Source organism: Citricoccus parietis, assembly GCF_042433045.1.
Lineage (GTDB): Bacteria > Actinomycetota > Actinomycetes > Actinomycetales > Micrococcaceae > Citricoccus > Citricoccus parietis.
On the sequence record NZ_JBHLWH010000039.1, the window covers coordinates 189,603 to 215,059 of the forward strand.

The 25,457-nt window shown below is 69.9% G+C and carries 19 protein-coding genes and 1 pseudogene; 10 read left to right on the plus strand and 10 right to left on the minus strand.

Annotation, left to right across the window (positions count from 1 at the left end; translation table 11 throughout):
• Positions 1 to 29: 29 nt before the first annotated feature.
• Together ACFFIO_RS13930 and ACFFIO_RS13935 are read right to left on the minus strand one after the other, a co-directional pair.
• Positions 30 to 1,418, minus strand: coding sequence for an NAD(P)-dependent malic enzyme (locus ACFFIO_RS13930; RefSeq protein ID WP_378042693.1), 1,389 nt, complete (start codon positions 1,416 to 1,418; stop codon positions 30 to 32).
• A 159-nt stretch (positions 1,419 to 1,577) separates the two neighbouring features.
• On the minus strand, positions 1,578 to 4,247 hold the full coding sequence (locus tag ACFFIO_RS13935) for an HAD-IC family P-type ATPase (RefSeq protein WP_378042695.1): 2,670 nt from the start codon (positions 4,245 to 4,247) through the stop codon (positions 1,578 to 1,580).
• 233 nt (positions 4,248 to 4,480) lie between these two features.
• Here ACFFIO_RS13935 and ACFFIO_RS13940 point away from each other — a divergent pair, with 233 nt between their 5' ends.
• From ACFFIO_RS13940 to ACFFIO_RS13955, 4 genes and pseudogenes are all read left to right on the plus strand, one after another.
• Positions 4,481 to 4,909 carry a CoA-binding protein gene (locus tag ACFFIO_RS13940; protein WP_378042697.1) on the plus strand — a complete coding sequence of 143 codons (429 nt, stop codon included), beginning with the start codon at positions 4,481 to 4,483 and terminating at the stop codon, positions 4,907 to 4,909.
• Between the two features lie 38 nt (positions 4,910 to 4,947).
• Positions 4,948 to 5,268: a putative quinol monooxygenase gene (locus tag ACFFIO_RS13945; protein ID WP_378042699.1), complete on the plus strand. Its 321-nt coding sequence runs from the start codon at positions 4,948 to 4,950 to the stop codon at positions 5,266 to 5,268.
• A 100-nt stretch (positions 5,269 to 5,368) separates the two neighbouring features.
• Positions 5,369 to 5,677 (plus strand): annotated as a pseudogene (locus tag ACFFIO_RS13950) (DUF952 domain-containing protein); the annotation flags it as partial.
• A gap of 177 nt (positions 5,678 to 5,854) precedes the next feature.
• Positions 5,855 to 6,316 (plus strand): nucleoside deaminase, encoded by a 462-nt coding sequence (locus ACFFIO_RS13955; RefSeq protein ID WP_378042742.1) that lies wholly within the window; start codon positions 5,855 to 5,857, stop codon positions 6,314 to 6,316.
• A gap of 145 nt (positions 6,317 to 6,461) precedes the next feature.
• Here the strand turns inward: ACFFIO_RS13955 and ACFFIO_RS13960 are convergent, their stop codons facing one another.
• The 4 genes from ACFFIO_RS13960 to purS are packed head-to-tail and all read right to left on the minus strand — an operon-like array spanning position 6,462 to position 10,654.
• On the minus strand, positions 6,462 to 7,205 hold the full coding sequence (locus ACFFIO_RS13960; RefSeq protein ID WP_378042700.1) for a DUF3800 domain-containing protein: 744 nt from the start codon (positions 7,203 to 7,205) through the stop codon (positions 6,462 to 6,464).
• A gap of 7 nt (positions 7,206 to 7,212) precedes the next feature.
• Positions 7,213 to 9,549, minus strand: coding sequence for a phosphoribosylformylglycinamidine synthase subunit PurL (gene purL / locus ACFFIO_RS13965; protein ID WP_378042702.1), 2,337 nt, complete (start codon positions 9,547 to 9,549; stop codon positions 7,213 to 7,215).
• Positions 9,546 to 10,376 (minus strand): phosphoribosylformylglycinamidine synthase subunit PurQ, encoded by an 831-nt coding sequence (gene purQ / locus ACFFIO_RS13970; protein ID WP_378042704.1) that lies wholly within the window; start codon positions 10,374 to 10,376, stop codon positions 9,546 to 9,548. Before purQ ends, purL begins: the two co-directional genes overlap by 4 nt.
• Positions 10,376 to 10,654 (minus strand): phosphoribosylformylglycinamidine synthase subunit PurS, encoded by a 279-nt coding sequence (purS, locus tag ACFFIO_RS13975; protein WP_188804352.1) that lies wholly within the window; start codon positions 10,652 to 10,654, stop codon positions 10,376 to 10,378. Before purS ends, purQ begins: the two co-directional genes overlap by 1 nt.
• 80 nt (positions 10,655 to 10,734) lie before the next feature.
• Between purS and ACFFIO_RS13980 the strand changes: the two genes are divergently transcribed.
• Positions 10,735 to 11,235, plus strand: a complete 501-nt coding sequence (locus tag ACFFIO_RS13980) for a YchJ family protein (RefSeq protein ID WP_378042706.1) — start codon at positions 10,735 to 10,737, stop codon at positions 11,233 to 11,235.
• A gap of 106 nt (positions 11,236 to 11,341) precedes the next feature.
• Here the strand turns inward: ACFFIO_RS13980 and ACFFIO_RS13985 are convergent, their stop codons facing one another.
• Positions 11,342 to 12,868 (minus strand): CitMHS family transporter, encoded by a 1,527-nt coding sequence (locus ACFFIO_RS13985; RefSeq protein ID WP_378042707.1) that lies wholly within the window; start codon positions 12,866 to 12,868, stop codon positions 11,342 to 11,344.
• Positions 12,869 to 13,083: 215 nt separating this feature from the next.
• On the opposite strand from ACFFIO_RS13985, the gene ACFFIO_RS13990 reads away from it, so the two are divergent.
• Both ACFFIO_RS13990 and ACFFIO_RS13995 read left to right on the plus strand, forming a co-directional pair.
• Positions 13,084 to 14,820, plus strand: coding sequence for a sensor histidine kinase (locus ACFFIO_RS13990; protein ID WP_378042709.1), 1,737 nt, complete (start codon positions 13,084 to 13,086; stop codon positions 14,818 to 14,820).
• Between the two features lie 71 nt (positions 14,821 to 14,891).
• A complete protein-coding gene (locus ACFFIO_RS13995) occupies positions 14,892 to 15,500 on the plus strand; it encodes a response regulator (protein WP_378042744.1) in 609 nt (202 codons plus the stop codon).
• On the opposite strand, the gene ACFFIO_RS14000 is transcribed toward ACFFIO_RS13995, so the two are convergent.
• Both ACFFIO_RS14000 and ACFFIO_RS14005 read right to left on the minus strand, forming a co-directional pair.
• Positions 15,479 to 16,573 carry a YdcF family protein gene (locus ACFFIO_RS14000; RefSeq protein WP_378042710.1) on the minus strand — a complete coding sequence of 365 codons (1,095 nt, stop codon included), beginning with the start codon at positions 16,571 to 16,573 and terminating at the stop codon, positions 15,479 to 15,481. The genes ACFFIO_RS13995 and ACFFIO_RS14000 overlap by 22 nt on opposite strands.
• The gene (locus ACFFIO_RS14005; protein WP_378042711.1) at positions 16,570 to 17,637 is read right to left on the minus strand and encodes a 3-methyladenine DNA glycosylase; all 1,068 of its coding nucleotides are present in this window, start codon (positions 17,635 to 17,637) and stop codon (positions 16,570 to 16,572) included. Before ACFFIO_RS14005 ends, ACFFIO_RS14000 begins: the two co-directional genes overlap by 4 nt.
• Positions 17,638 to 17,933: 296 nt before the next feature.
• Between ACFFIO_RS14005 and ACFFIO_RS14010 the strand changes: the two genes are divergently transcribed.
• Positions 17,934 to 21,542 carry a S8 family serine peptidase gene (locus ACFFIO_RS14010; protein WP_378042712.1) on the plus strand — a complete coding sequence of 1,203 codons (3,609 nt, stop codon included), beginning with the start codon at positions 17,934 to 17,936 and terminating at the stop codon, positions 21,540 to 21,542.
• A gap of 134 nt (positions 21,543 to 21,676) precedes the next feature.
• On the opposite strand, the gene ACFFIO_RS14015 is transcribed toward ACFFIO_RS14010, so the two are convergent.
• Complete coding sequence (locus tag ACFFIO_RS14015; protein WP_378042714.1) at positions 21,677 to 22,963, minus strand: aspartate kinase; 1,287 nt, start codon at positions 22,961 to 22,963, stop codon at positions 21,677 to 21,679.
• Between the two features lie 219 nt (positions 22,964 to 23,182).
• Between ACFFIO_RS14015 and ACFFIO_RS14020 the strand changes: the two genes are divergently transcribed.
• Together ACFFIO_RS14020 and ACFFIO_RS14025 are read left to right on the plus strand one after the other, a co-directional pair.
• Positions 23,183 to 24,250 (plus strand): ABC transporter ATP-binding protein, encoded by a 1,068-nt coding sequence (locus tag ACFFIO_RS14020; protein WP_378042715.1) that lies wholly within the window; start codon positions 23,183 to 23,185, stop codon positions 24,248 to 24,250.
• Complete coding sequence (locus ACFFIO_RS14025; protein ID WP_378042717.1) at positions 24,250 to 25,398, plus strand: ABC transporter permease; 1,149 nt, start codon at positions 24,250 to 24,252, stop codon at positions 25,396 to 25,398. Before ACFFIO_RS14020 ends, ACFFIO_RS14025 begins: the two co-directional genes overlap by 1 nt.
• Positions 25,399 to 25,457: the final 59 nt, after the last annotated feature.

The following is a 25,457-nucleotide window of genomic DNA, read 5'->3' on the forward strand; positions in this document are numbered from 1 at the left end:
CCGGGGCCCGCGCGTCGGGAAAAGGGCGCTCAGCCCCGCGGGGTGGCGACCTCGGCCACGGCCGCGGCCACCCGGAGGGAGACCTCCGGGTCGAAGACCGAGGGGATGATGAAGCTCGGGTTCAGCTCCTCGTCCGTGATGGTCCCCGCGATGGCCTCGGCGGCGACGACCAGCATCTCGTCGGTGATGTCCGAGGCCCCGGCGTCCAGCAGGCCGCGGAAGAAGCCGGGGAAGGCCAGCACGTTGTTGATCTGGTTCGGGAAGTCCGAGCGGCCGGTGGCCACGATCGCGGCGTGCTTCGACGCGATGGCCGGGTGCACCTCCGGATCCGGGTTGGACATGGCGAACACGATCGAGTCCTCATTCATGGCTGCCACATCGGCCTCGTCCAGCAGGTCCGGGGCGGAGACGCCGATGAACACGTCGCGACCGACCACAGCCTCCTTGAGGGAGCCGGAGAATCCCTCCTCATTCGTGTTGTCCGCGAGCCACTGGCGGTTGGCGTCGGCATGCTGGGAGCCGCGCTCGATGATCCCGGCCCGGCCGGCGGCCACGATGTGGCGGGCCCCGGAGGCCTTCAGGAGCCGGATGATGGCGGTGCCGGCCGCGCCGACCCCGGCGACGGCGATCTTGACGTCCTCGATCTTCTTGCCGGTGAGCTTCAGGGCGTTGGTGAGGGCTGCCTGGACCACGATCGCGGTGCCGTGCTGGTCATCATGGAACACGGGGATGTCCAGTTCCTCGCGCAGCCGGGCCTCGATCTCGAAGCAGCGCGGGGCGGAGATGTCCTCGAGGTTGATGCCGCCATAGGCCGGGGCGATGGCCTTGACGATGCTGATGATCTCCTCGGTGTCCTTGGTGTCCAGCGCCACCGGCCAGGCATCCACGCCGGCGAACTGCTTGAACAGGGCCGCCTTGCCCTCCATGACGGGCATGGCGGCCTCGGGGCCGATGTCCCCCAGGCCGAGGACGGCGGTCCCGTCCGTCACCACGGCCACCGTGTTCTTCTTGATGGTGTACAGGCGGGCCAGCTCCTTGTCCTCCGCGATCGCTTTGCAGACGCGGGCCACGCCCGGGGTGTAGGCCCGGGAGAGATCGTCCCGGGTGCGCAGCGGCACGCGCAGGGTGGTCTCGATCTTGCCGCCCTCGTGCAGCTGGAAGGTCTGGTCCGTGACCTCATGGACGGTGATGCCCTCGAGGGCGTCCACGGCCTCGCGGACGCGATCGGCATGGGCCGCGTCCACCGTGTCACAGCCGACGGCCACGGTCATGAACCGGTGGTGCGACTCGATCACGTCCAGGCCGGTCACGGCGGCACCGGTGCCGGCCACGGCCGTGGCGATGTCAGAGGTCGCGGTGAAGGAGACGGGGGTCTCGACGCGCAGGGAAATGGAATAGCCGGGGCTGGGTGCTGCCATGGGGATGCTCCTTGGAATCGGGATCCGAACGGTTGCTGGACGGGTCGCCAACATCGCGGCCGCAGCGGCACGGCCGGCAAGATACAGAGTGTAGCGGCGGACGGCTTCTACCCCGCAGTACGCGGCGTAATGTTCGCCCTCGTCCGCAGGTTCAGGACGTCACGGTGAGGTGGCCGACGCGGCGTGGCGCCGACGGTGGAACTGGTGGATTCCCTCGAGCAGGACGCAGGCGACCGCACCGATCGTCACGGCGGCGAGGGCCAGGTCCACTGGCGGGATCTCGAACTGGTGGAACTCCCGGGACGCGGGGATCAGGAGCACGAGCAGCAGCAGGGCGTACATCGCGGCCACGAGGAACAGCTTCCACTTCGTCAGGGGCCGGGAGATGAGGTTCAGCACCCACAGGCCCATGAGCGTCAGGGTGATCACGGAGGCGGTCTGCACCTGTTGCAGGGACACCTCTCCCACGGCGCCGGCCGGCCCCGTGGCGTCGCCCGAGAAGCCGGCGAACCAGCGCGCGTACCCATTGACGGCCAGCAGCCCGGCGAGGATGACGAGGCCGGAGGGGATCGCGAACCGCAGGGCGCGTCCGAGGAACCCGGGGACGTAACGGCGCTGGTTCGGCACCAGGGCCAGGAAGAAGGTCGGCAGGCCGATCATGAGGAAATCGACGGTGGAGGCCTGGCGCGGCAGCAGCGGGTACTGCCACGCCAGCAGGGAGAAGACCACACCGAACAGCACGGCATAGGCCGTCTTCGTCAGGTACATGTGCGCCAGCTGCTCCATGTTGGCGATGACTTGCCGGCCCTCTGCCAGCACCGAGGGCAGGCGGGAGAACCTGCTGTCCAGCAGCACCATGCGGGAGACCGCCTTGGTGGCCGGCGCCCCGTTGCCCATCGCGATCCCCAGGTCCGCCGTCTTCAGGGCCAGGGCATCGTTGATGCCGTCCCCGGTCATGGCCACCACGTGGCCGTCCTGCTGCAGAGCGGTGACCATCCCCTTCTTCTGCTCGGGGGAGACCCGGCCGAAGACGGAGTGCTCTTGCAGCACCACCCGGCGCTCCTCCGGATCGGAGGGCAGGTTCCGGGCGTCATAACCGTCCCCCTGGACGTCCATGCCGACCTCGCGGGCCACCGCTGCGACGGTCCGGGGATGGTCACCGGAGATGACCTTCAGCTCGACGTCCTGCGCGCGGAAGTACTCGAGGGTCTCACGGGCGTCATCGCGCACCTTTTCGCGGAAGGTCAGCAGAGCCACGGCCTCCAGCGCGGGCGGCAGGTCCCGGCCCGTATCAAACCAGTTCCCGATGCCGGCCGGTTCCGTGGAGCGGCACAGCACCATGGTGCGCAGCCCGCGGCTGGTGGTCTCATCGCACAGCGCCTCGATGTGCGCGCGCCGGTCCGCCTCGAGGCCGCTGCCGGACGCCGGGAGCAGGACCTCCGGGGCACCCAGGACCCAGGCCCCGTGCACCGCATCGCCGGGCGGGACATCCCCGCCGGCGCCGGTGTCGGCGTCGCGCAGGGGTGCGGGGCCGAAGGCCACGGCGGACCAGCGCCGCTCCGAGGCGAAGGCCACCTGGTCCGTGGGTGCCACGGTGGGCAGCGTGGGGTAGGCCTCCGCGAGGGCCAGGGCGGTGGGGTTGGCGTTCGCGTCGGCGCCGAACCAGCCCAGGACCAGTGCCCCGGCGGAACGGAGATCGGTCAGGCCGGCTGGGCCGGGGGTGAGGTCTGTGGAGCCGTCGAAGACGATCCGCCCCTCGGTGAGGGTGCCCGTCTTGTCCAGGCACACAGTGTCCACCCGGGCCAGGATCTCGACCGCCGGCTGCTCCTGGATGAGCACCTCCTGACGGGCCAGCTTGAGGGCGGCCACCGCGAAGGAGATGGTGGTCATCAGGGCCAGGCCCTGTGGGATCATCGAGGTGATCGCGGCGACGGAGGCGACCACGGCTGGTTCGATCGCGTCCTGCTCCAGGGCACGTGTCCAGCCGCCCACGGCCTGGACCTGTCCGTTGACGATCAGCGCGGCGATGGGCACCAGCGCGATCGTCAGCCAGGTGGCCACCGTGTCCAGCGCGCCACGGAGCTCGGAGGGGATCTTGGAGAACCGGCGGGCCTCGGTGGCCAGTCGCGAGGCATGGGAGTCCGGCCCGACGGCCGTGACCCGGAACAGGCCCGTCCCGGAGAGGACGGCGGAGCCGGAGAGCACGGCATCACCGGGGCGTTTGCCCACCGCGTCGGCCTCGCCGGTGAGCAGGGACTCGTCGATGTCCAGGCCGTCGGAGGACAGCACCACCCCGTCCGCGGGGACCTGGTCGCCGCGGCGCAGCACCACGGCGTCGTCCAGCACGATCTCCTCGAGCCGCACGGGGTGCTCGGTGCCGTCGCGGAGCACGTGGGCGGCGTCCTGGTGGAGCAGGGCGATGGCATCGAGCTTGCGCTTGGCCGAGTACTCCTGGATCACGCCGATGACCACATTGGCCACGGCGGCCAGGCAGAACACGAGGTCGAACCAGCGGCCCAGCACGATGATGGCCACGGCACAGGTGGCGATCGCCAGGTTGAACAGTGTCAGGATGTGGACGCGCAGGATGGTCCAGATGGACCGGGAGGTGTCCCGCGGCTGACGGTTGACGAGCCCCTTCTCCTCGCGTTCGGCGACGGCGGCCGGTGCCAGGCCGCGCACGGTGAGCACAGCGTCCCGGGGTCGGGGGAGCGGGGCATGGCCCCGCCGGTGCAGGTGCAGGTGGCGCTGGTGGTCCGGATGCTCCGGATCGTCCGGGATCCCTGCTCCGTGGCTCGCCTGCTCGGTGGTGGACTCCACCATGCTCATGATTCTCCCCTGGGCAGCACAGGGCAACGGACGCCGATACCAGCGTCAGGCCCTGCCGATGTGATCCGGCGTGATTCCCCGGAACCCGTTCAACCTACTGCGCCGCCCGAGGACGAACATCCCACCTGGGGACTATTCCGGGTCGACTCCGGGTCCATCTCAGGGGTGGCTCCGGGAGGAGCCGGGGCCACGGTTCGTTCCAGCCGGTGTCCGGAACTGCGTACCGTGGTGCCATGGCACACAACAACGATCCGGCGACCATCCGCAGGCTGTTGACGAACCGTGGGGCCCGCTGGGCCGTCGTCGGGCTCACGCCCAATCCGCGCCGCGCCGCCGTCGGGGTGGCGAAGTTCCTGCGGGACGAGCAGGGCATGGAGATCATCCCGGTCAATCTCGGCGCGCAGGAGGTCCACGGAGAACAGGGATACCGGGCGCTGGCGAACATCCCCGGCACGGTCGACGTGGTCGACTGCTTCGTGAACTCGCAGAAGGTCGGGGGGATCGTGGACCAGGCCATCGAGGTCGGGGCGAAGGCGGTCTGGCTCCAACTCGGGGTGATCGATGAGGCGGCGGCCCAGCGCGCGGCGGACGCCGGACTGGACGTGGTCATGGACACCTGCCCGGTGATCGAGGTCCGGAGGGATCCGTCCCTGCGGAGCTGAGTGCTAACGCTGTCCACCGGGCTGGATAGGCTGGGCCCATGATCTTCATCGTGGTCAAGTACCAAGTCAAGCCCGAATACACCGACACCTTCCTGGACTCGGTCGCCGAGTTCACGTCCGCTACCCGCGCCGAGGAGGGCAATCTCTGGTTCGAGTGGTCCCGCAGCGTGGAGGACCCGAACGGGTTCGTCCTCGTCGAGGCCTTCAAGGATGGGGCTGGAGAGGCCCACGTCACCTCCGAGCATTTCGCTGCTGGGCTGGAGTCCATGCGTCCGCTCCTGGCAGCCACCCCCCAGATCGTCAGCCGTCAGATCGAGGGCGAGGGCTGGGACGAGATGGGCGAGCTGCAGGTCGCCTGACCGGCCCCGGTGAGGGCGCCTGGTAGTTCTCCCCTGCCAGCACCGATGCGACGGCTGGGGACCGGAGACGGACAACAGCGGTTCTGCCACACTGGGGCCCATGCCCATTCAGCACATTGCCGCAGCCGCCGACTGGGAGCGGGCGGTGGACGTCGGCTTCTATGACCGGTCCACCCGCGGTGCCTCTATCGAGAAGGTCGGTTTCCTCCACGCCAGTGCCGGTCCGCGCCAGGTCGCCCTGGTCCTGGACGCCGTCTATGCCGACGTCACCGAGCCGCTGGTCCTGCTGACCATGCATGAGGAGACCCTGCACGGGGCCGGTCTGCGGGTGGTTCTCGAGCCCGGTGTACCCGCGGACCCCGGCGGGGAGTGGTTCCCCCACGTCTATGGCGGGCCGATCCCGGTGGGTGCGGTGGCCGGCGTCGAGCAGATCGACCGGCCCCAGTCGCGAGCCGTGCAGGACCGCGTGGTCACGGGCAGCACCACAGGCGTGCCCACGGGTGAGCCCACGAGTGATTCCGTGAGCGAGCCCTCGGGGGCGGACGCGGGGGCGGGCGCAGGGTCGGATACCGCCGCCAACTCCCTCATCGAGGCGCACCTGTCCCGGGCCATCGATCTGGCCGCGTCCAATGCCGCCACGAACGGCGGTCCCTTCGGCGCGCTCGTGGTGTCCGCGGACGGCCAGGTCTTCCAGGGGACCAACCGGGTCACCGTCACCAACGACCCGACGGCCCATGCCGAGGTGGAGGCCATCCGGTCTGCCGGGCTCGGGCTGGGGACCTTCGACCTGAGTGGGGCCGTGCTCTACGCGAGCTGCGAGCCGTGCCCCATGTGCCTGGGCGCCGCCCTGTGGTCCCGCATCACCCGGGTGGTGTTCGCGGCGGACCGTCATGACGCTGCTGCGGCCGGCTTCGACGACGCCGCGTTCTACGAGTACTTCGAGGCACCGGGCCGCCGGGACGCCATGCCCGTGGTCCACCACCCCACGGACCGTGCCGCCGCGCCCTTCGAGGCGTGGCGGGCCAACGAGTCCCGCACCGCCTACTGACCTGTGCATGCAAACGCACACATTGATGTTGGAAGAAGCCCGTGACATAATGGAACCCTGATCGTGAGACGCTTTGGGTCACCGAGGTGCATCGATCGGAAGCAAAGGGCCCGCACTGCGGGTCCTTTGGCATTTCTGGCTTGGGTTATCCCCACGTTTGTCGGTAAGTGCGGACGTGGGGCGCTATCTGCTCATCAAGAATCTTCAAAAGCGCCTCGTCACCGCGAGAACGGGGCTTTTTCAGAGCCGCGCGACGCGAACGATTGAGGGCATAAGCAACGAGGTCGCTCAACTGAACGCCTCTATTCTCAGTTGAAACAGCGAAGTGGACGGTGTCGATAATCCTGTCCAAGATGACCTTGTGCCCGATGCCGCCCCCGTCGCGCTGCATGTTTTGTATCAGTTCGAACTGGAATGCACGATGTTCATCAGTCTCATCGGCGACCAAGAGAGCTCGCGACAGCATGGGGTCGCCGGTGGAACGCAAATAGTACTCGAGCTTTTCGACGAGGAACTGGAACGAGAGCACGTGCGGCGAGCGGTCTGCATCCACTTCGCCATAGCGGAGGGCGAGTTTCTGCTTGTCAATGCTTGAATGCGCGACGACGCATTCAAATGTCCCCAAGAGTCCGACCGCCTCGCGATACAGGTCAACGCGTTGCTCCGGCGACAACTTTTCCCAGCCCTCCGCTCCTCGAAACAATGCGGCTCCATGCAACTCGGTACTGGCTGCGACACCGCTCGAAGCCACCAGGCTGTCCAAAGCCTTGGCTAGCGCATTGACGTGAACCTCTGGTACCAAGACGGCTGCCATGAAGTGGAACGGTTGGTCTGGATCGTCGAGCTTGCGGCCCGTGTTTCCGCTTTCATCAAGGTAAGCCAGGTACATGAAAACTTCAGCCGAAGTACTTCGGCATGGTGCCGGCCCAGGCGGCGCGCAGCTCCTCGATCGGCAGGGTGAACTGGCCCTGCACCTCGAGGGAACCGGAGGCCACGTCCACCACGCCGATGCGGGCCACCGGGAAGCGGCGGGCCGTGGTCATGTCCTTGAACCGGACCTCCTCGGTGCGCGGCACGGCCACCAGGGCGCGGGCCTGCGACTCGGAGAACAGGGCGGTGAAGGCGTCCACGCCGTCGCGGCGCTGGATCTCGTCGAGGGAGACCCTCGCACCCACGCCGAAGCGCAGCACCATCTCGGACAGTGCGGCGGCGAGCCCGCCCTCGGAGAGGTCGTGGGCGGCGTCGATCATGCCGTCCCGGGAGGCGTTGATGAGCAGGTCTCCGAGCAGCTTCTCCGCGGCCAGGTCCACCTGCGGCGGCACGCCGCCCAGGTGCCCGCGCAGGTTCGCGAACTCGGAGCCGTCCAGCTCGTCCCGGGTCACACCCATGAGGTAGACCGCCTGGCCGTCCGCCTCCGCGTGGAAGCCGGAGGGGGTGCGCCGGCCCACGTCATCGAACTTGCCGAGCGTGGCCACCACGGGGGTCGGGTGGATCGGATTGGCGCCGGTCTGGTTGTACAGGGAGACATTGCCACCGGTCACGGGGATGCCGAGCTCGAGGCAGGCGTCCGAGAGTCCCCGGATGCCCTCCGCAAGCTGCCACATGACCTCCGGGTCCTCGGGGGATCCGTAGTTCAGGCAGTCGGAGACGGCCATCGGGATGGCACCGGAGGTGGCCACGTTGCGGTAGGACTCCGCCAGGGCGAGCTGCGCGCCGGCGTAGGGGTCCAGGAAGGCGTAGCGGCCGTTGGCGTCGGTGGCCACGGCCACGCCCAGTCCGGTCTCCTCGTCCACACGGATCACGCCGGCGTCATCCGGGGCCGCCAGGGCGGTGTTGCCGCCCACGTAGCGGTCGTACTGGCTGGTGATCCAGGACTTGTCACACATGTTCGGGCTGGCCATCAGCTCCAGGACCGTGGCGCGGAGCGCCTCGCCCGACGCCGGCAGGTCGGCTCCCGCTGCCGACTCGCGGAAGCGGTCGGCCTCCAGGGCGTCCTGCCCGGCGGGGCGGTGGTACGGGCGGTCGTAGACGGGGCCGTCATGGGCCACGGTCTTCGGGTCCACGTCCACGATGGTCTCGCCGTCCCAGGTGATGATGAGGCGGTTGGTGTCCGTGACCTCGCCGAGCCAGGAGTACTCGACTCCCCACGTGGCCATGACGGCTTCGAAGGCCTCCACGTTGTCCGGTTTCACCACGGCCATCATGCGTTCCTGGGACTCGGACATGAGGATCTCACCCGGGGTCAGGGTGGGGTCCCGGAGCAGGACGTCGGTCAGCTCGACCTGCATGCCGCCCTCGCCGTTGGAGGCCAGCTCGGAGGTGGCGCAGGAGATCCCGGCGGCGCCGAGGTCCTGGATGCCCTCCACCAGGGAGGACTTGAACAGCTCGAGGCAGCACTCGATGAGCACCTTCTCGGCGAACGGGTCGCCCACCTGCACCGCGGGGCGCTTGGAGGGCTTGGTGTCGTCGAAGGACTCGGAGGCCAGCACGGAGGCACCACCGATCCCGTCACCGCCGGTGCGGGCCCCGAACAGGACGATCCTGTTGCCCACACCGGAGGCGTTGGCCAGGCGCAGGTCCTCGTGGCGGAGCACGCCCACCGCGAGGGCGTTGACGAGCGGGTTGCCCTGGTAGATCGGGTCGAACACGGTCTCGCCGCCGATGTTCGGCAGGCCCAGGGAGTTGCCGTAGCCGCCGATCCCGGCGACCACGCCGTGCACCACGCGCTGGGAGTCCTCGTGGTCGATGGCCCCGAAGCGCAGCGGATCCATGACGGCCACCGGGCGGGCGCCCATGGAGATGATGTCCCGGACTATGCCGCCGATGCCGGTGGCCGCGCCCTGGTAGGGCTCCACGAAGGAGGGGGAGTTGTGGGACTCGATCTTGAAGGTCACCGCCCAGCCGTCACCCAGGTTGGTCACGCCGGCGTTCTCGCCGATGCCGACCATCAGGTCCTTCTTCATGTCCTCGGTGAGCTTGTCCCCGAACTGGCGCAGGTGCACCTTGGTGGACTTGTAGGAGCAGTGCTCGGACCACATGACCGAGTACATGGCCAGCTCGGCGGCGGTGGGCCGGCGGCCGAGGATCTTCACGACCTCGTCGAACTCGTTCTGCTTCAGGCCGAGCTCGGCCCAGGGCAGTTCGGTGTCCGGGGTGGTGGCGGCGTGCTCCACTGTGTCGATGTTGAACTGCCGTGCGTCTGCCGGCGGGGTGTTCTGGGTACCAGTGGTCACTGGGCGCCTCCTGCGATCGATGCCACCACGGACGTGAAGATGCCGAGCCCGTCCGTGCCCAGGCGCATGCCTGCGGCGGAGTCCGGGCCGAAGCCTGGCTCCACGGCGTGCTCCGGGTGCGGCATGAGGCCCACCACGTTGCCGGCGGCATTGGTGATGCCGGCGATGTCCCGGCGGGAGCCGTTGGGGTTGCCGCCGACGTAGCGGAAGGTCACCAGGCCCTCGCCTTCGAGGCGGTCCAGGGTCTTCTCATCGGCCACGTACTGGCCGTCCTGGTTCTTCAGCGGCACGGTGATCTCCTCACCGGCGGTGAACTCCCGGGTCCAGGCGGTCGCGTTGTTCTCCACGCGCAGCACCTGGTCCTGGCAGAGGAACTTCAGGTTCTCATTCTTGATCATCGAGCCGGGCAGCAGGTGCGACTCGGTGAGGATCTGGAAGCCGTTGCAGATGCCGAGTACCGGCAGGCCGGCGGCCGAACCGCCCAGGGTGCCCGAGCCGGCGTCGTTCCCGGCCGTGCCTCCGGCGGCGGAGATGATGGCGTCCATCAGGGGGGCGAAGCGGGCGATGGCCCCGGCGCGCAGGTAGTCGCCGTAGGAGAAGCCGCCGGGGATGATCACGGCGTCCAGGCCGGACAGGGCCTGCGCGCCCTCGGGCTCGGCGTGCCAGAGGGCCACGGCCTCGCCGCCGGCCAGTCGCACGGCGCGCGCGGCGTCGCGGTCGTCCAGGGTACCGGGGAAGGTCACCACGCCGATGCGCGCCCCGGTGAGGATGGGCCCGGCGGTGGAGAAGTCCCCGATGAGCGGCAGCTCGGTATTCTGCGCGGTCATCAGGCGCTCTGGCTCTCGTTCTGGGCCGACTCGGTCAGCACGGCGACGTTGACCACGTCCTCGATGACCGGGTTGGACAGCAGTTCTTCAGCGGCCTTCCGGGCCTGGGCGAGGACGTCTTCGGTGACCTCGCCGTCCACAGTCAGTTCGAAGCGGCGGCCTTGGCGGACCGATGCGAATCCGGTGAAACCGAGGCGGGGCAGGGCCCCGGCGATGGCCTTGCCCTGCGGGTCAAGGATCTCGGGCTTGGGCATGACGTCGACGACGATCGTGGGCATGGAGGACTCCCGGTGGTATGCGTGAGGGCTTGGTCCAGTCTAGCCGTGACCGGCCGGCCCGATCGGCCTACGCTGAAACGATGAACACGTCCGAGAACCCTCCCGCGGATCACGCCGCCGGCCAAGCCTCCGCAGCGCGCCGGTGCCCCTGCGGCGGCGGTGACGTCTACGGTGCCTGTTGCGGTCGCCTGCACGGGAGGTTCGCTGCGGACGGCACCCTGGCCGCCCCCACCGCCGAGGCCCTGATGCGCTCCCGGTACTCGGCGTTCGCCCTCGCGGCCACGGGAGACCTGGTGCAGGCCGAGGAGTACCTGTTGGCGACGTGGGCGCCCGAGACGCGGCCGGCGCAGCTGGCCCTGGACGGGCCGGCAGACGAATCGGGCGACGACGTCCGCTGGCTGCGCCTGGACGTCGAGTCCACGTCCGGCGGCGGCCCCTTCGACGACGCCGGCACGGTCACCTTCACCGCCCACTTCCGGACCCCGGCCGGCCGGCACACCCAGCACGAGACCTCGCGCTTCGTGCGCCGCCAGGGCACCTGGCTCTACCGCGACGGCGAGGTCTCCGCGGCCCCACGTTGAGTCTGGAGGGATTCACCGATTTCGCCCGTCTGGGCGTGAATCCCTCCAGACTCAACGGTTGGGTTGGGTTGGGTTGGGTTGGGTTGAGTTGGGGTGGGGCGGGCCGTCAGTTGTAGATGCCGATGGCGCCGAAGAGCACGCCCGAGGCCAGCATGACCAGCGCGACGATGCAGGCCCGCCAGAGCACCTTCTTGTGGTGGTCGCCCAGGTCCACCTTGGCCATGGAGACCAGCAACAGGATCGCCGGGACGAGCGGCGACTGCATGTGCACCGGCTGACCCGTGATGGAGGCCCGCGCCATGTCCACGGCGGGGATCCCGTAGTGGGCACCGGTCTCGGCCAGTACGGGCAGGATGCCGAAGTAGAAGGCGTCGTTGCTCATGAAGAACGTGGCCGGGATGGAGATGATCCCGGTCAGCACGGCGAGGATCGGGCCCATCGAGTCCGGGATGACGTCCACGAGCCACTGGGACATCGCGTCCACCATGCCGGTGCCGGTCAGCACACCGGTCAGCACGGCGGCGGCGAACACCATGGAGACCACGGCGACGATCGAGGAGGAGTGGTTGCCCAGCACCTCGGCCTGCTTCTTGACGTTCGGGAAGTTCACCAGCAGGGCGATCGCGGTGCCGATCATGAACAGGTAGGCCAGCGGCAGGATGTCCGCCACGAGCAGCACCATGATGGCCACGGTGAGCACGAGGTTGAACACGAACAGCTTGGGCCGCAGGGTGTCCCGGTTCGGGTCCAGCGCGGTATCGGACATGTCCGGCCCGGTAGCAGGCTCGGCGCTCTCGGTGCGTTCCAGGAGCCCGACGCCGGCCCCGGTGCCTGAGGTGCCCGGCGTCCCGCTGGGCACCGGGTCGCCGGAGGGGCGCGAGCCGCCCGTTCCGCGGCCTGAATCGCCGCGGCCGGACTGGTCGTGACCGGGACCGCTGTCGGTGGTGCTTTCACCGCCGGAGGTGACCGAGCCGGCGTCGAACCTCTGCTCGGGACGGCCCCAACGGGCCGGGTCCTCACGGCGCAGGCGGCGGCGCTCGGCCAGGCCCAGGAACCAGGCGAACGTGAAGACCACGGCGAGGCCCACGATCATCGAAGGGATCATCGGGACGAAGATGTCCGCGGCGTCCACGTTCAGGGCGGCGGCGGCGCGTACGGTCGGGCCGCCCCACGGGACGATGTTCAGGGTGCCGTTGGTCAGGCCGGCCACGCAGGTCAGCACCACGGGGCTCAGGCCCAGGCGGTGGTAGACCGGCAGCAGGGCGGCGGTGACCACGATGAAGGTGGTGGAACCGTCCCCATCGAGGGAGATGACGGCGGTCAGCAGGGCGGTGCCCATGACCACCTTGGCCGGATCGTGGCCGACCACCCGGACGATCCAGTTGACCAGCTTGTCGAAGAGGCCGACGTCGATCATGATGCCGAAATAGGCGATGGCGAACATCAGCAGCGCGGCGGTGGGGGCCATCTGGCCGACGGCCTCGAGGATCATGTCCCCCAGGCCGAGCCCGGCGCCGGTGAACAGGCCGAAGATCGTGGGGACGAGGATCAGTGCCAACAAGGGCGTCATCCGCTTCGTCATGATGAGGGCCATGAAGGTGGCCACCATCGCGAAGCCCAGCAGGACGAGCATGGGTTCTCCTGGTTCGAGAGGGGTGCCGGCTTTCACCGAGGCATGTGACGGGGACCACGGGGGTCCGCAGATTGCAGTCACCCTACGGTGACCCGGACCACGGAAAGCGGTTGTGCTCGCAAGTGGGCGAAGAACCCGTTCGGCGCATTGTGTGCATTGTGCTCACCGAAGTCCGGCGCGTCTGCCGCGAGCCGCCGGACCCTAGACTGACGGGCATGCAGCATCAGCGGGCCGTCCGGGGAACCTTCTCCGGGCGCATGACGGCCCTGGTGCTCGCCGCCGTGGCCGGTACGCTGGTGATCTGCCTGCTGGCCATCGTGTGGCTGACGGCCCAGCGCATCCACGACCAGGCCGAACAGCAGGCCCTCGGCATCGCGCGGTCCGTCGCCTCCATCCCGGACGTCCGTGAACTGGTCGCCGCTCAGGCGGAGCTCGAGACCCTGGACCCGGTGCAGCTCGCCGACGGCCCCCTGCAGGCCACCCTCGAGGGGGTGCGCGAGAGGACCGGAGCCCTGTTCGTCATCGCCACCGAGGACCGCGGGCTGCGGCTGGTCCACCCCAACCCTGACCTCATCGGTCAGCGGGTCAGCACCGATCCGGTGGCGCTGCGCGGGGTGGAGGACACCTCGACCGAACGCGGCACCTTGGGTGAGTCGGTGCGGGCCAAGGTGCCTGTCTGGTCCGCCGACGGAGAGCGCGTGGTGGGGGAGATCAGCGTGGGCGTCGGAGTGGCCGCCGTCGCCGCAGACGTGCGCCAGGCCGCGGTGTCCGTGGCCGTCGTCGGGGTGGTGGGGCTCGGCCTCGCCCTGTTGTCCGCCGTGTACCTCAAGCGCCGGCTCCGGCGCCTGACCCTGGGGTTGGAACCGGACGAGATCGCCGCCTCCGCGCGGGACCAGGCGGCCGTGCTCTACGGGGTGCAGGACGGGGTGATCGGCGTCAGTCCGGAGGGGATCATCACGGTCCGCAACAAGGCGGCCCGCATGCTGTTGGGCCTGCCGCACCGAGCGGATCCGGGCGACGTGGTGGGCCGCCGCTATGACGAGTCCGGCCTGCCGGGGACGCTGACGGAGGCGGTGGCCGGAGCCCTGCAGTCCGGTGCATCAGCCACCGGTCTGCGGCTGGCCGTGGGCGAATCCTCGATGATCGCCTCCGTGGTGCCCGTGCACCGGGACGGCGTGGACCTGGGCGGGGTGGTCATGCTGAAGGACACCACGGCGGTGGAGGCCCTCGGCAGCCGGTTGGACGCCGTGGAGACCATGGCCTCGGCCCTGCGCGCCCAGCGGCACGAGTTCGCCAACCGACTCCACGCCCTCTCCGGCCTCTTGGCGGCCGGCCAGCTGGAGGCGGCCCAGGAGTTCCTGCACCAGGTCATCGAGTCCGGCCCCGTGAAGGATCCCGTGCCCGGGATCGACGCCGTGCAGGACACGTTCCTGCGCGCCTTCGTGGGCGCCAAGGGCGTGCAGGCCCACGAGCTCGGCGTGGAACTGCGGGTGGGACCGGAGACGTCCTTCTGGCAGACCGTGGTGGACCCCCAGGATGCGACGGCGGTGCTCGGCAACCTGGTGGACAACGCCGTGCGCGCGGCCCTGGAGGGGCACGGGCCGGAGGGCCACAACGCCGGCCCTGCCGGCGCTGCTGACCGGGGTGCCGCCGTACCGTGGGTCGAGGTCGACCTGCTGGGGGAGGGGGACACCCTGCACCTGGCGGTGGCCGACTCCGGCGGCGGTGTTCCGGCGGGCCTGGACGTCTTCGCCCCGGGCGCCACCACCCGGGAGGGCGGAGAGCACGAGGAGCACGGGCACGGCGTCGGGCTGTCCCTGGCCCGGCGGCTGGCGCGCCAGCGGGGCGGGGACGTGTGGCTGGCGGACGCAGGCGGGATGGATGGCGCCGGGGCCGTGTTCTGTGCGAGGCTTCCGGGCGTGCTGACGAGTGCGGGGGAAGGCGAGCGATGACGGTGGACAGGACATCGGAGACGACCGACCTGAGGGTCCTCGTGGTGGACGACGACTTCCGGGTGGCGTCCATGCACGCCGCCTACGTGGATTCGGTGCCCGGCTTCACGGCACTGCCGCCCGTGAACGATGCCCGCGTGGTGGCCCGCACCGTGGCGGAGGCTCGGCCGGACCTGGTGCTGCTGGACCTCTACCTGCCCCATGTCTCCGGTCTGGACCTGCTGAGCGCGCTGGACGTGGACGCCTTCGTGCTCAGCGCCTCCGGGGAGGGTGAGTCGGTGCGGACGGCCCTGCGGCGCGGTGCCCTGGCCTACCTGGTGAAGCCCTTCGACGAGAAGGCGCTTGCGGACCGTCTGCGGGCCTATGCGCGGTACCGCCGGTTGCTGGCGGGCGGCATCTATGACCAGGTGGCGATCGACCGTGCCCGCCGGGTGCTGCTGGTGGAGTCTGAGCAGGCTCCGGCCTCAGCGGCAGCGACCACCGAGCAGTCCGTGCTGGAGGCCGTCACCGCGGCAACGGCGGATCTCACCGTGATGGAGGTGGCGGAGGCCGTGGGGATCTCACGGGCCACCGCCCAGCGGTACCTCTCCCACCTGGCCCAGACGGGGCAGGTCAACCTCGGGCTGCGCTACGGGGCCCGGGGACGGCCGGAACATCGCTACGGCCCGGCGTTGAGTTGATACATCACCATCAATGCGGTGAGTCCCGCCGAGAGCAGAAGTCCCGGGATGGCCAGCAGGATCTGGGTGCGCTTGTTCATCACCATGACGGCCAGGAACTCGCGCAGGTAGGCGCTGGGGACGTAGTAGCCGGCCGTGCTGCCGCCCACCACATCAGCGTCCACGCCGATCCGCCGGGAGAGCAGGGCCGCCCTCGGTGCGTGATACTCGTTCGTGGCCACCAGCAGGTGCCCGGGCCTGGTGTCCTGCGGCAGTGCGCCGTCGGCGATCTCCCTCGAGAGGCGCAGGTTCTCCTCCGTGGTGCGCGAGCGCTCCTCCGGCAGGACCAGCTCCGGCGGCACGCCGTGATCCACGAGATAGTCGGCCATGGCGGCCGCCTCCGGGCGCGGCTCGTCCGGACCCTGGCCGCCGGACGGGATGAGGGGCACCCCACGGGCGGGGGCTGCCATGGGCAATCCGGGCGCCGTCCCGGCGGCCGGTGTGCTCGACGGCGGCAGTGCCAGCTGGGCCCGCCAGGCCTGCCATCCCCGGTCCAGGCGGGAGGCGAGCAGCGGGGTCACCTTCCCGTCGATGAGGCCAGAGCCCAACACCACCACGGCGTCCGCCCCCGGGCGCGGCTCCCGCCGGGCGTACACGACCGTGAACACCAGGAAGGTCACGAAGGACAGCCCGGCCTGGGCGGAGACGAAGAAGGCCAACGCCGCCGCGCCGATGCCCACGGGGTGCAGCGTCGCGACCAAGAGGAACGCTGCCACGGGCAGCGCCAGCAGGGCGAGCCCGGTCAGCAGCGAGAGCAGGTTGCCCAGACTCCGGCCCTCTCGCCGTACCATCTGGACCCCGTTGCGGATGAGGAATCCGGCCAGTACGAGCACGGAGAACGGCAGCGCCAGGAGCACCAGGCCGATCAGCGCCTGCACCCCGGGGGAGAAGTATCCGATGACCTCCACCACGGCACCCCACGCGAACCAGGCCCCCACCAACAGCACGACGGCGGTGCGCAGCCGGCGTGGTTCGGTCCGCCACATCTTCCGGTACAGCAGCCAGCATCCGAGGGCGAGCAGGGCGCCGATCATGGCGTGCCCGTCTCCGCGGCCAGGGCCCTCACGGTGTCCAGTTCCGCCAGCAGCCGGCCGCGCAGCACATTGGCCTCCGCGGCGAAAGCGCGCTGCAGGCGCACATACTCGGCACGGCCCTCGGCGGTCTCGATCCGGATCGGCTCCAGCCCCCAGTCGGCCAGCTCGTAGGGGGAGGCTCGCATGTCCATGGTCCGGATGCGCCAGGCGAGCTCGAAGCAGTCCGCGACCAGGTCCGAGCTGACCGCCGGCAACAGCTTGTACGCCCACTTGTAGACGTCCATGTTGGCGTGCAGACACCCGGGCTGCTCCAGGTCCGCCTGCGTCTCGCGCGTGGGCTGCAGCTCGTTCAGCTCGACCGCCTCGGGTGCGTAGAAGCGGAAGGCGTCGAAGTGCGAGCAGGCGATCCGGTTGTCCTCGACCACCCGGTTCGTGCCGTCCGAGCCCAGCCGCAGCGGCACGGAGGAGTGGCGGATCCCATGGACCTCGGATCGGTAGGCCATGGCCCATTCGTGCAGGCCGAAGCAGGCCAGCCGGGCTGGCCTCTGCGCCGTCAGGCCGAGGATGCGCCCGGCGAACTCGATCATCGCGGCCCGGCGTGCGGCGAACGCGGGCACATCCACGGTCCACCCGCCGTCGGGAAGCCCAGGGCAGGGCTCCACCCACCGGTAGAACGCGCCTCCGCCACCGGTGCCGGGACCACCCGCCGGGCGGTGGCCGTCCTGGTGCCCGACGACGTCCGCAGACCCGGCGCTGTCAGGGTCCCGGCCGGCGAGCGGCACGGGATCGGCGGCCAGCACGACGCCGGCGCCGGGGTGCCAGCGCTCCAGGGCACCCGGGCTGAGGGAGTAGTAGGAGAACAAGAAGTCATGCACGGGATGCCGCACCCCGGCCGCGTGCAGTGCCCGCAGCGGCCCGGTGTAGGGGGTGATGCGTGCCCGGTGGGCTGTGCCGGCGGCCCGCCACTGCTCCGCGGGCAGCACCCGGAGCGGCCCTGGACTCTGCGGGGTCGCGTTCTCGTCGCTGCCGCCGCAGGGGCTTGTGGTGGGGGCGGAACGGGGCATCCAACCAGCGTACGGTCCTGAAGGGCGTAGAGCATACGGGGGGGAGGGTGGTGGGGCGGAATGCCGCGTCCGTGTAAAAGATCTGTTTCGGGACTTCCGCTCGTTGCGCGGCTCGGGTAGGTTTCCGTCCATCCCGCCTTTGTGGTTGTCGTCACACGCGCCGTTCTCACTGGGTTTCCGTGCCGCCTCGCGTCCTGACCGACCGAGCGTCGCGGTGGCCGTCCACAGCGGCCACGGAGATCACTCGCCGAGCACAACCGTGCCCGGCTCGCACCTTGTGAGGAGAGGCGAGGTTCATGTCCAAGAACCCCACAACGGCCCGGCGACGCCGGGCACTGACCGCCACATTGGCGGGGATCGGATTGCTGGCTGCGCCGTTCACGGCACTGCCGGCCGTCGCGGCCCCTGCGTCCGGTGGTCCGGAATCGTCCATCGACCAGGCTCTGCAGTCTGGCGCCGACTACCGGGACGGCCGCTACTTCGTCATCCTGAAGGAAGAGCCCGCGGCCACCTATCGGGGCGGGACGGACGGCTTGAGCGGGACCATGTCCCGCCAGGGCGGCGTGGACGCTGACTCGGAGGCCGTGAAGAAATACGACCGGCATCTGACGGCCCAGCAGCTCGAGGTGGCCGCCTCGGTCTCCGCAGACTCCGCGGCTACCGATGCCGAGCGGCTGCCCGTGGAACGCCATTTCACCACGGCGCTGAACGCCTTCGTCTCAGAGCTCACGGCCGAGCAGGCCCGGGAGCTGTCCAAGGATGAGCGGGTACTGGGTGTCACGGAGGTCGAGGAATTCGCGCCCGACTACTCGTCCACCGAGTTCCTCGGCCTGCCGGGCTCCCGCGGAGGCTGGAACAACCAGTTCGGCGGCGTCGAGGACGCCGGCAAGGGCGTGGTGGTCGGGGTGATCGACACCGGCTACTTCCCGGACCAGGCGATGCTGGCCGGAGAGCCGGTCGAGCCGCTGGCCGGTGACCCGCAGGTCGGCGAGCCGTACCGCACCGATGCCGGGGACATCGCCATGCTCAAGGCAGACGGCACCACGTTCCGTGGTGACTGCGAGGCCGGCGAGGACTTCACCGGAGACGAGTGCAACTCCAAGGTGCTCTCGGCCCGCTATTACTCGGAGGAGTTCGAGACCTTCGTCCCGGAGGGGGACCGCGATCCGAACGAGCGGCTCTCCCCGATCGACATCTCCTCGCACGGTACGCACACCGCCACCACCGCCGCCGGGAACCACGGCGTGGACCAGGTGATGAACGGCGGCGCGTCCTACGGCGAGGGCTCCGGTGTGGCCCCCGAGTCCAAGGTCTCCGTCTACAAGATCTGCTGGGAGGACACCGATCCGGATACCGGCGGCTGCTATTCCACGGCCTCCGTCTCGGCGATCGAACAGGCCATCATCGACGGCGTGGACGTGCTGAACTACTCGATCTCGGGTAACAACGACTCGGTGGCGGACCCGGTCGCGCTGGCCTTCAAGTCGGCCGCCGAGGCCGGCATCTTCGTCTCGACCTCGGCCGGCAACTCCGGCCCCGCGGCCCAGACCGTCAACCACTCCGCCCCGTGGGTGACCTCTGTGGCCGCGTCCACGTTCTCCAATGAACTCACGGGGACCGTCGAGTTCCCGGACGGCTCGGCGTTCCGCGGTGTCTCCTCCATGACAGAGGGGGTGGGCCCGGCCGAGATCGTCCTGGCCAGCGAGGTCGGTCTGGCCGGTGCGGAGGACATCGATCTCTGCGCCCCCGGCTCCTTGGACCCGGCCCTTGCCGAGGGCAAGATCGTGGTCTGTGACCGCGGCGTTTACGACCGGGTCGCCAAGTCCGCCGAAGTGGACCGGGCTGGTGGCGTGGGTATGGTGCTGGTGAACATCGGCGGTGGCTCCGAGGACGCGGACCTGCATGCCGTGCCCACCGTGCACACCTCGGACGAGTCCATCAAGGAGCTCGTGGCCTCTACGGATCAGACGGCGACCCTCGTGGTCGGGGACACCACCGGTCTGGACCCCGTCCCCGTGCCGCAGATCGCCGGGTTCTCCTCGCGGGGCCCCTCCACCGCGGTGGACTCCGAGATGCTCAAGCCGGACATCACGGCTCCGGGCGTCAACGTCCTGGCCGGTGTCTCCCCGCTGGACCCGATGTACAAGGGGGATTCCTACGGGCTCATGTCCGGTACGTCCATGGCGGCGCCCAACCTCGCCGGAATGGCAGCCCTGATGAGCGCCAAGTATCCGGACTGGTCTCCGATGGCCGTGAAGTCCGCCATGATGACCTCCGCCGGTGACGTGGTGGACGCTGACGGAGCGGCGAGTCCGGACAACTTCTCCACCGGCGCCGGATCCGCCGACCCTGTGGAGATGGTGGCACCGGGCCTCGTCTACGAGTCCGACGCCCGCCAGTGGGATGCACTCGTCCTGGGGCAGATCGCCGGCCGGGACGTCAACGTCGCCTCGATCGCCGTCAACGACCTCCTGGGCTCGGCCACCGTCACGCGCACCGTGACCGCCACCGAGACCGGGACCTGGGTCGCCGAGGGCTCCGTGCCCGGGTACGAGGTGACCGCCTCACCCTCGACGCTGTCCCTGACGGCCGGCGAATCGGCCACCGTGGAGATCACCCTGACCCGCACGAACGCCCCGGCCGAGGAATGGTCCCAGGGCTCGTTCACGTGGGCCCGCCCTGGAGCCACGGACGTGACCTCCCCGGTCGCCGTCCGGGCGGTGGACGTCGCCGCACCGGAGATCATCACCGGTGAGGGGTCGAGCGGATCGGCCGACGCGGAGATCACCCCGGGTGTCACCGGCACCCTGGATCCGACGATCGACGGACTCGGCCCGGCCACCGTGGAGGAGTTCGCCAAGATCCCTGGCGGGTTGTTCGGCGGGGAGGACGATTCGAACCACCTGATGGAGACAGTGGTCCCGGAGGGGGCCACGTCCGTGACGTGGTCGCTGAACGCGGGGGACACCGCCTCCGACTGGGACCTGTTCGTGGTGACCCCGGACGGCGGCGTGATCCAGGAGGCCACGGGGTCCGGGTCCGAGCAGCTGGTCCTGGCCGACCCGGCCCCGGGAACCTACTACGCGATCTCCAACCTCTACTCCTCCCCGGAGAGCGCGGAGGTTCCGGCGAGCATGGAGGCCGTGGTCCTGGCCGGTGATGCGGGGAACCTGACCGTGTCCCCTGACCCCCTCGTGGTGGAGACCGGTCAGCCGACCCCGGTCAGCCTCGAGTGGTCCGGGCTGGCCCCGGGAACCTGGAAGGGCACGGTCGAGTGGGCCGCCGGCACCCGGACCGCCGTCACCGTCACGGTGGCGGAGGGCGAGGGCCCGACCGATCCCACTGACCCCACGGAGTGCGAGGCGGCGGACTTCTCGGACAACACGTCCGGCTCCCCGTACTACGAGCCGGTGCGCTGGATGCAGTGCTCCGGGATCAGCGTGGGGCGCGGTGACGGCAGCTACGGCAAGTCGGAGAACCTGACGCGCGGTGCGGCCATGGAGTTCCTCTACCGGTACGTGGACCCGGAGAAGGAGTCGAAGCCGGCGAAGTTCTCCGACGTGGGCAAGGACCACCCCAACTACGATGCCATCTCCTGGGCCAGCGCCCAGCGGATCGTCGGGGGCCACAAGGACGGGACATTCCGCCCCTCCGGTTCGGTCACCCGGGGAGAGCTCGCGACCTTCCTGTACCGGGCCCTGGGCCCCAACTCCGTGAAGGGGGCTCGCTCCGGATACTCGGACGTGCCGCCATCCCACCGCCATGCCAAGGCCATCGCCTGGCTGACGATGGAGGGGATCGCCGTGGGCCATACTGACGGGACGTTCCGCCCGGATCGCGCAGTGACCCGTGGTGAGTCGGCCGCGTGGCTGTACCGCACCCACGGGGTGGTCACCGCCGAGTAGGCGACCCGCACCGCCTCGCACACACCCGGCCCCCGCACCGCGCGCCGGAAGGACACACAGCCGAAGCCCGACGCCGGCCGCGCGAGGTGCGCGGTCGGCGTCGGGCCTGGTGTGTTGTTGGGTCTGCTTCCGATTCAGCGGCCGGTGCCGCCGTAGACGGTGGCTTCCTCATCCGCGTCGAGGCCGAAGGCCTGGTGGACGGCGCGCACGGCGGTGTCCAGCATGTCCTCGCGGGTGATGATGGAGATGCGGATCTCCGAGGTGGTGATCATCTCGATGTTCACGCCGGCCTGCTTCAGGGCGTCGAAGAACGTGGCGGAGACGCCCGGGTTGGAGCGCATGCCGCCGCCGATCACGGAGAGCTTGCCGACGTGCGGGTTGAGGATGGCGTCTTCGAAGCCGATCTCCTCCCGGGCGGCGTCCAGGGCCTCCATGGCCGTCTTGCCGTCGGTGATCGGCAGGGTGAAGGAGATGTCCGTGCGTCCGGTCTCCACCCGGGGGACGTTCTGCACGATCATGTCGATGTTCACGCCGGCCGTGGCGACCACGTTGAACACCTCAGCGGCCTTGCCCGGGAAGTCCGGGACGCCGTAGACGGTGACTTTGGCCTCGGAGCGGTCGTGGGCCACGCCGGCAACGATCGGCTGTTCCATGGGTTCGCCTTCCTCAAGTTTGATGGTGTCGTCAGGATTGGGACGCACCCAGGTGCCTTCGTTGTGGGAGAAGGAGGAGCGCACGTGCAGCAGCACGCCGAAGCGGCGGGCGTACTCCACACAGCGCAGGTGCAGGATCTTGGAGCCGGCCGCGGACATCTCCAGCATGTCCTCGGAGGAGATCTCGTCGATCTTCCGCGCCGAGGGGACCACGCGCGGGTCAGCGGTGTAGACGCCGTCCACGTCCGAGTAGATCTCGCAGACGTCCGCATTCAGGGCGGCGGCCAGCGCCACGGCCGTGGTGTCCGAGCCGCCGCGGCCCATGGTGGTGATGTCCCGGGACTCGCGGCTCATGCCCTGGAAGCCGGCCACGATCGCGATGTCGCCAGCGTCCACGGCGTCCTTCACGCGGTCGGGGGAGACGTCGATGATCCGGGCGTCTCCGTGCAGGTTGTCCGTGAACATCCCGGCCTGGGAACCGGTGAAGGACTGGGCGGTGGCGCCCTGGGAGTGGATGCCCATGGCCAGCAGGGACATGGAGATGCGCTCGCCGGCGGAGAGCAGGATGTCCATCTCCCGGGCCGGTGGCTCCCCGTTGATCTGCTCGGAGAGGTCCAGCAGCTCATCGGTGGTGTCACCCATCGCGGAGACCACCACCACCACCTGGTGGCCGGCCTGCTGGGTCTCCACCACGCGTCTGGCCACGCGCAGGATCCCTTCGGCATCAGCGACGGAGGATCCGCCGTACTTCTGGACGATCAGGCTCATGCAAGGACCTCAGAGTGGGTTGACGTACCGCTGTCAGCGGACTGGCAAAGGGACTGCTGTTCAGTCTAGGTGGAGGCGGTGTCCGGCTCCCACCTATGACCACTGAAGTCACGGAACGGTAACGCCGCCGTGGTGGCCGGCTGCTCTGCGCGCGTGGTCCGGATTCCATCCCGACTGCCCGTCCTTGCCGTGGGATGGACCGTGCCGGACGATGGGCCCATGACTACCGACACCCTTACCGACGACTCCGGTGAGGTCCCTGCGTCCCCGGACGCGGCGCCGGGCATCACCGTGGACTCGGTGGCGCGCAGCTTCGGGCCCGTCAAGGCCCTGCAGGGCGTGGACCTCACGGCGCCGGCCGGGGCCATCACAGCGCTGGTGGGCCCCAACGGCTCGGGGAAGACCACCCTCATGCTGGTGCTGGCGTCCCTGCTGAAGCCCGACGCCGGCTTCGTCACGATCGCCGGCTTCGATCCCTTGGTCCGCCCGGCCGCGGTCCGGCGGAACACCGGCTGGATGCCGGACACACTCGGAGTGTGGGAATCCCTGACGGCCCGCGAGATCCTCGTGACCATGGGCCGGTTCTACGGGATGGACCGGGACCGGGTGCGGTCCCGCGCGGCGGAGCTGCTGGAGTGGCAGGAGCTGTCCATGCTGGCGGACCAGCCGGCCCGGGTGCTCTCCCGCGGGCAGCAGCAACGGCTGTCCCTGGCTCGAGCCACCCTCCACGATCCCCAGGTGCTGCTGCTGGACGAGCCCGCCTCCGGCCTGGACCCGGGCTCCCGGATCCGGCTGCGGGACGACCTCAAGCAGATGGCCGCCGCGGGCAAGACCATCCTGGTCTCCTCCCACGTGCTCTCCGAGCTCGACGAGATGGCGGACCTGGCCGTCTTCATCCAGGCCGGAGCCACCGTCCGGGTCGAGGATCTCAGCCAGGAGGGCGCCGCCGGGGGCCGCTACCTCATCACCGCTCTCGATCCGGGGCCCCTGCACGCGGCCCTGGAGCACTACTCCATCGCCTACCGCACCGAGGGCAAGCGCCGCGACTCGGTCAGCGTGGAGGTGGCCTCGGCCAGCGAGGCCGCTGACATGCTCGCCACCCTCGTGGGCGACGGCGTCCGGGTCCTGTCCTTCACCCCGGGCACCTCGCGCCTGGAGGCCGCCTACCTCGAACTGGACCGTCGCCGCCCGGCGGAGGGGCCGGCGTCGCTCCCCGAGCCCGACTCCGGCCGGGCCGGTGCCGCACCACGGCCGGGCATGCGCCCGGACGGAAGGGGGATCCAGTGATGACGATGGACACCATGCCGCAGGAGCCGACCGTCCGATCGGAGGGGCGGCTCGGCTGGGGCGCGGCCCTCGGCAACGTCATCCAGATGGAGCTGCGCCAGCGGCTGCGCACCCGCAGCTGGTACGTCATGCTGGCCGTCTGGTTCGTGGTCATCGGCCTGGTCACCTGGGGTTCGGTGGCCAGCTACAACACCCTGGCCGGCGATGACCTGTTCTTCGGCCCGGGCCGCTTCGTGTTCGAGGCCGTGGTCGGCTTCGTGCTGTTCTTCGGGCTGCTGGTGGCCCCGGCCATGTCCGCGAGCACCGTGAGCGGGGACCGGGCGGGTGGCACCCTGGCGATCGTCCAGGTCACCCTGGCCACCCCGGGCCAGCTGCTCACCGGCAAATGGCTGGCCGCCTGGATCGCCGCGCTCGGTTTCCTCGTGGCCGCCCTGCCGTACATCGTCCTGGCCGTGGTGCTGGGCGGGCTGGACGTCCCGGGGCTCGTGGTCTTCGTCCTGATGGTGGCCGTGGAGCTCGGGGTCATCTGCGCCCTCGGCACCGCGGTCTCCGCCATCGTCTCCAGGACCCTGTTCGCGGTGGTGGCCACCTACCTGCTGGTGGCCCTGTTCTCCCTGGGCACGCTGATCGGCTTCGCCCTGACCGCCCCGTTGACCATGACCACCGTGCCGGCCAACCAGGCGGTGTACCCGGACGAGCAGCCGCTCGTCGACGACGAGACCGAGTACGACGCGGCGGAGTGGGAACCACTGCGGTGCGCCGGGCCGATGGTCCCCCAGGAGACCCTGGACACCCGGTCCACCTACTGGATGCTGGCCGCCAATCCGTTCGTGGTGGTGGCGGACGCCGTGCCGCATCCGGAGAAGCCGCCGTATGATCCCGACGACCCCGAGACCTGGGCTCCCGATGGCATCATGACCTCGATCTCCACCGGGGTGCGCTACCTGCAGCAGCCTCCGGAGACGAATGTGGAGTGTGCCAACGGCCAGCTGATGGACCAAGGCCCGGGAGAGGACTCCGAGGGCACCCCGGTCTGGCCGCTCGGACTGGGCATCCAGGTCGCGGTGGCCGCTGCCCTGTTCGCGTGGGGACGCCAGCGGCTGGTGGCCCCGGCCGCCCGCCTGCCGCGCGGGACCCGCGTGGCGTGACCGGCCGGCGTCGTTCCTCCCAATTCCTCGTTAACGCACTGTCCGGCCTATCCCCACCG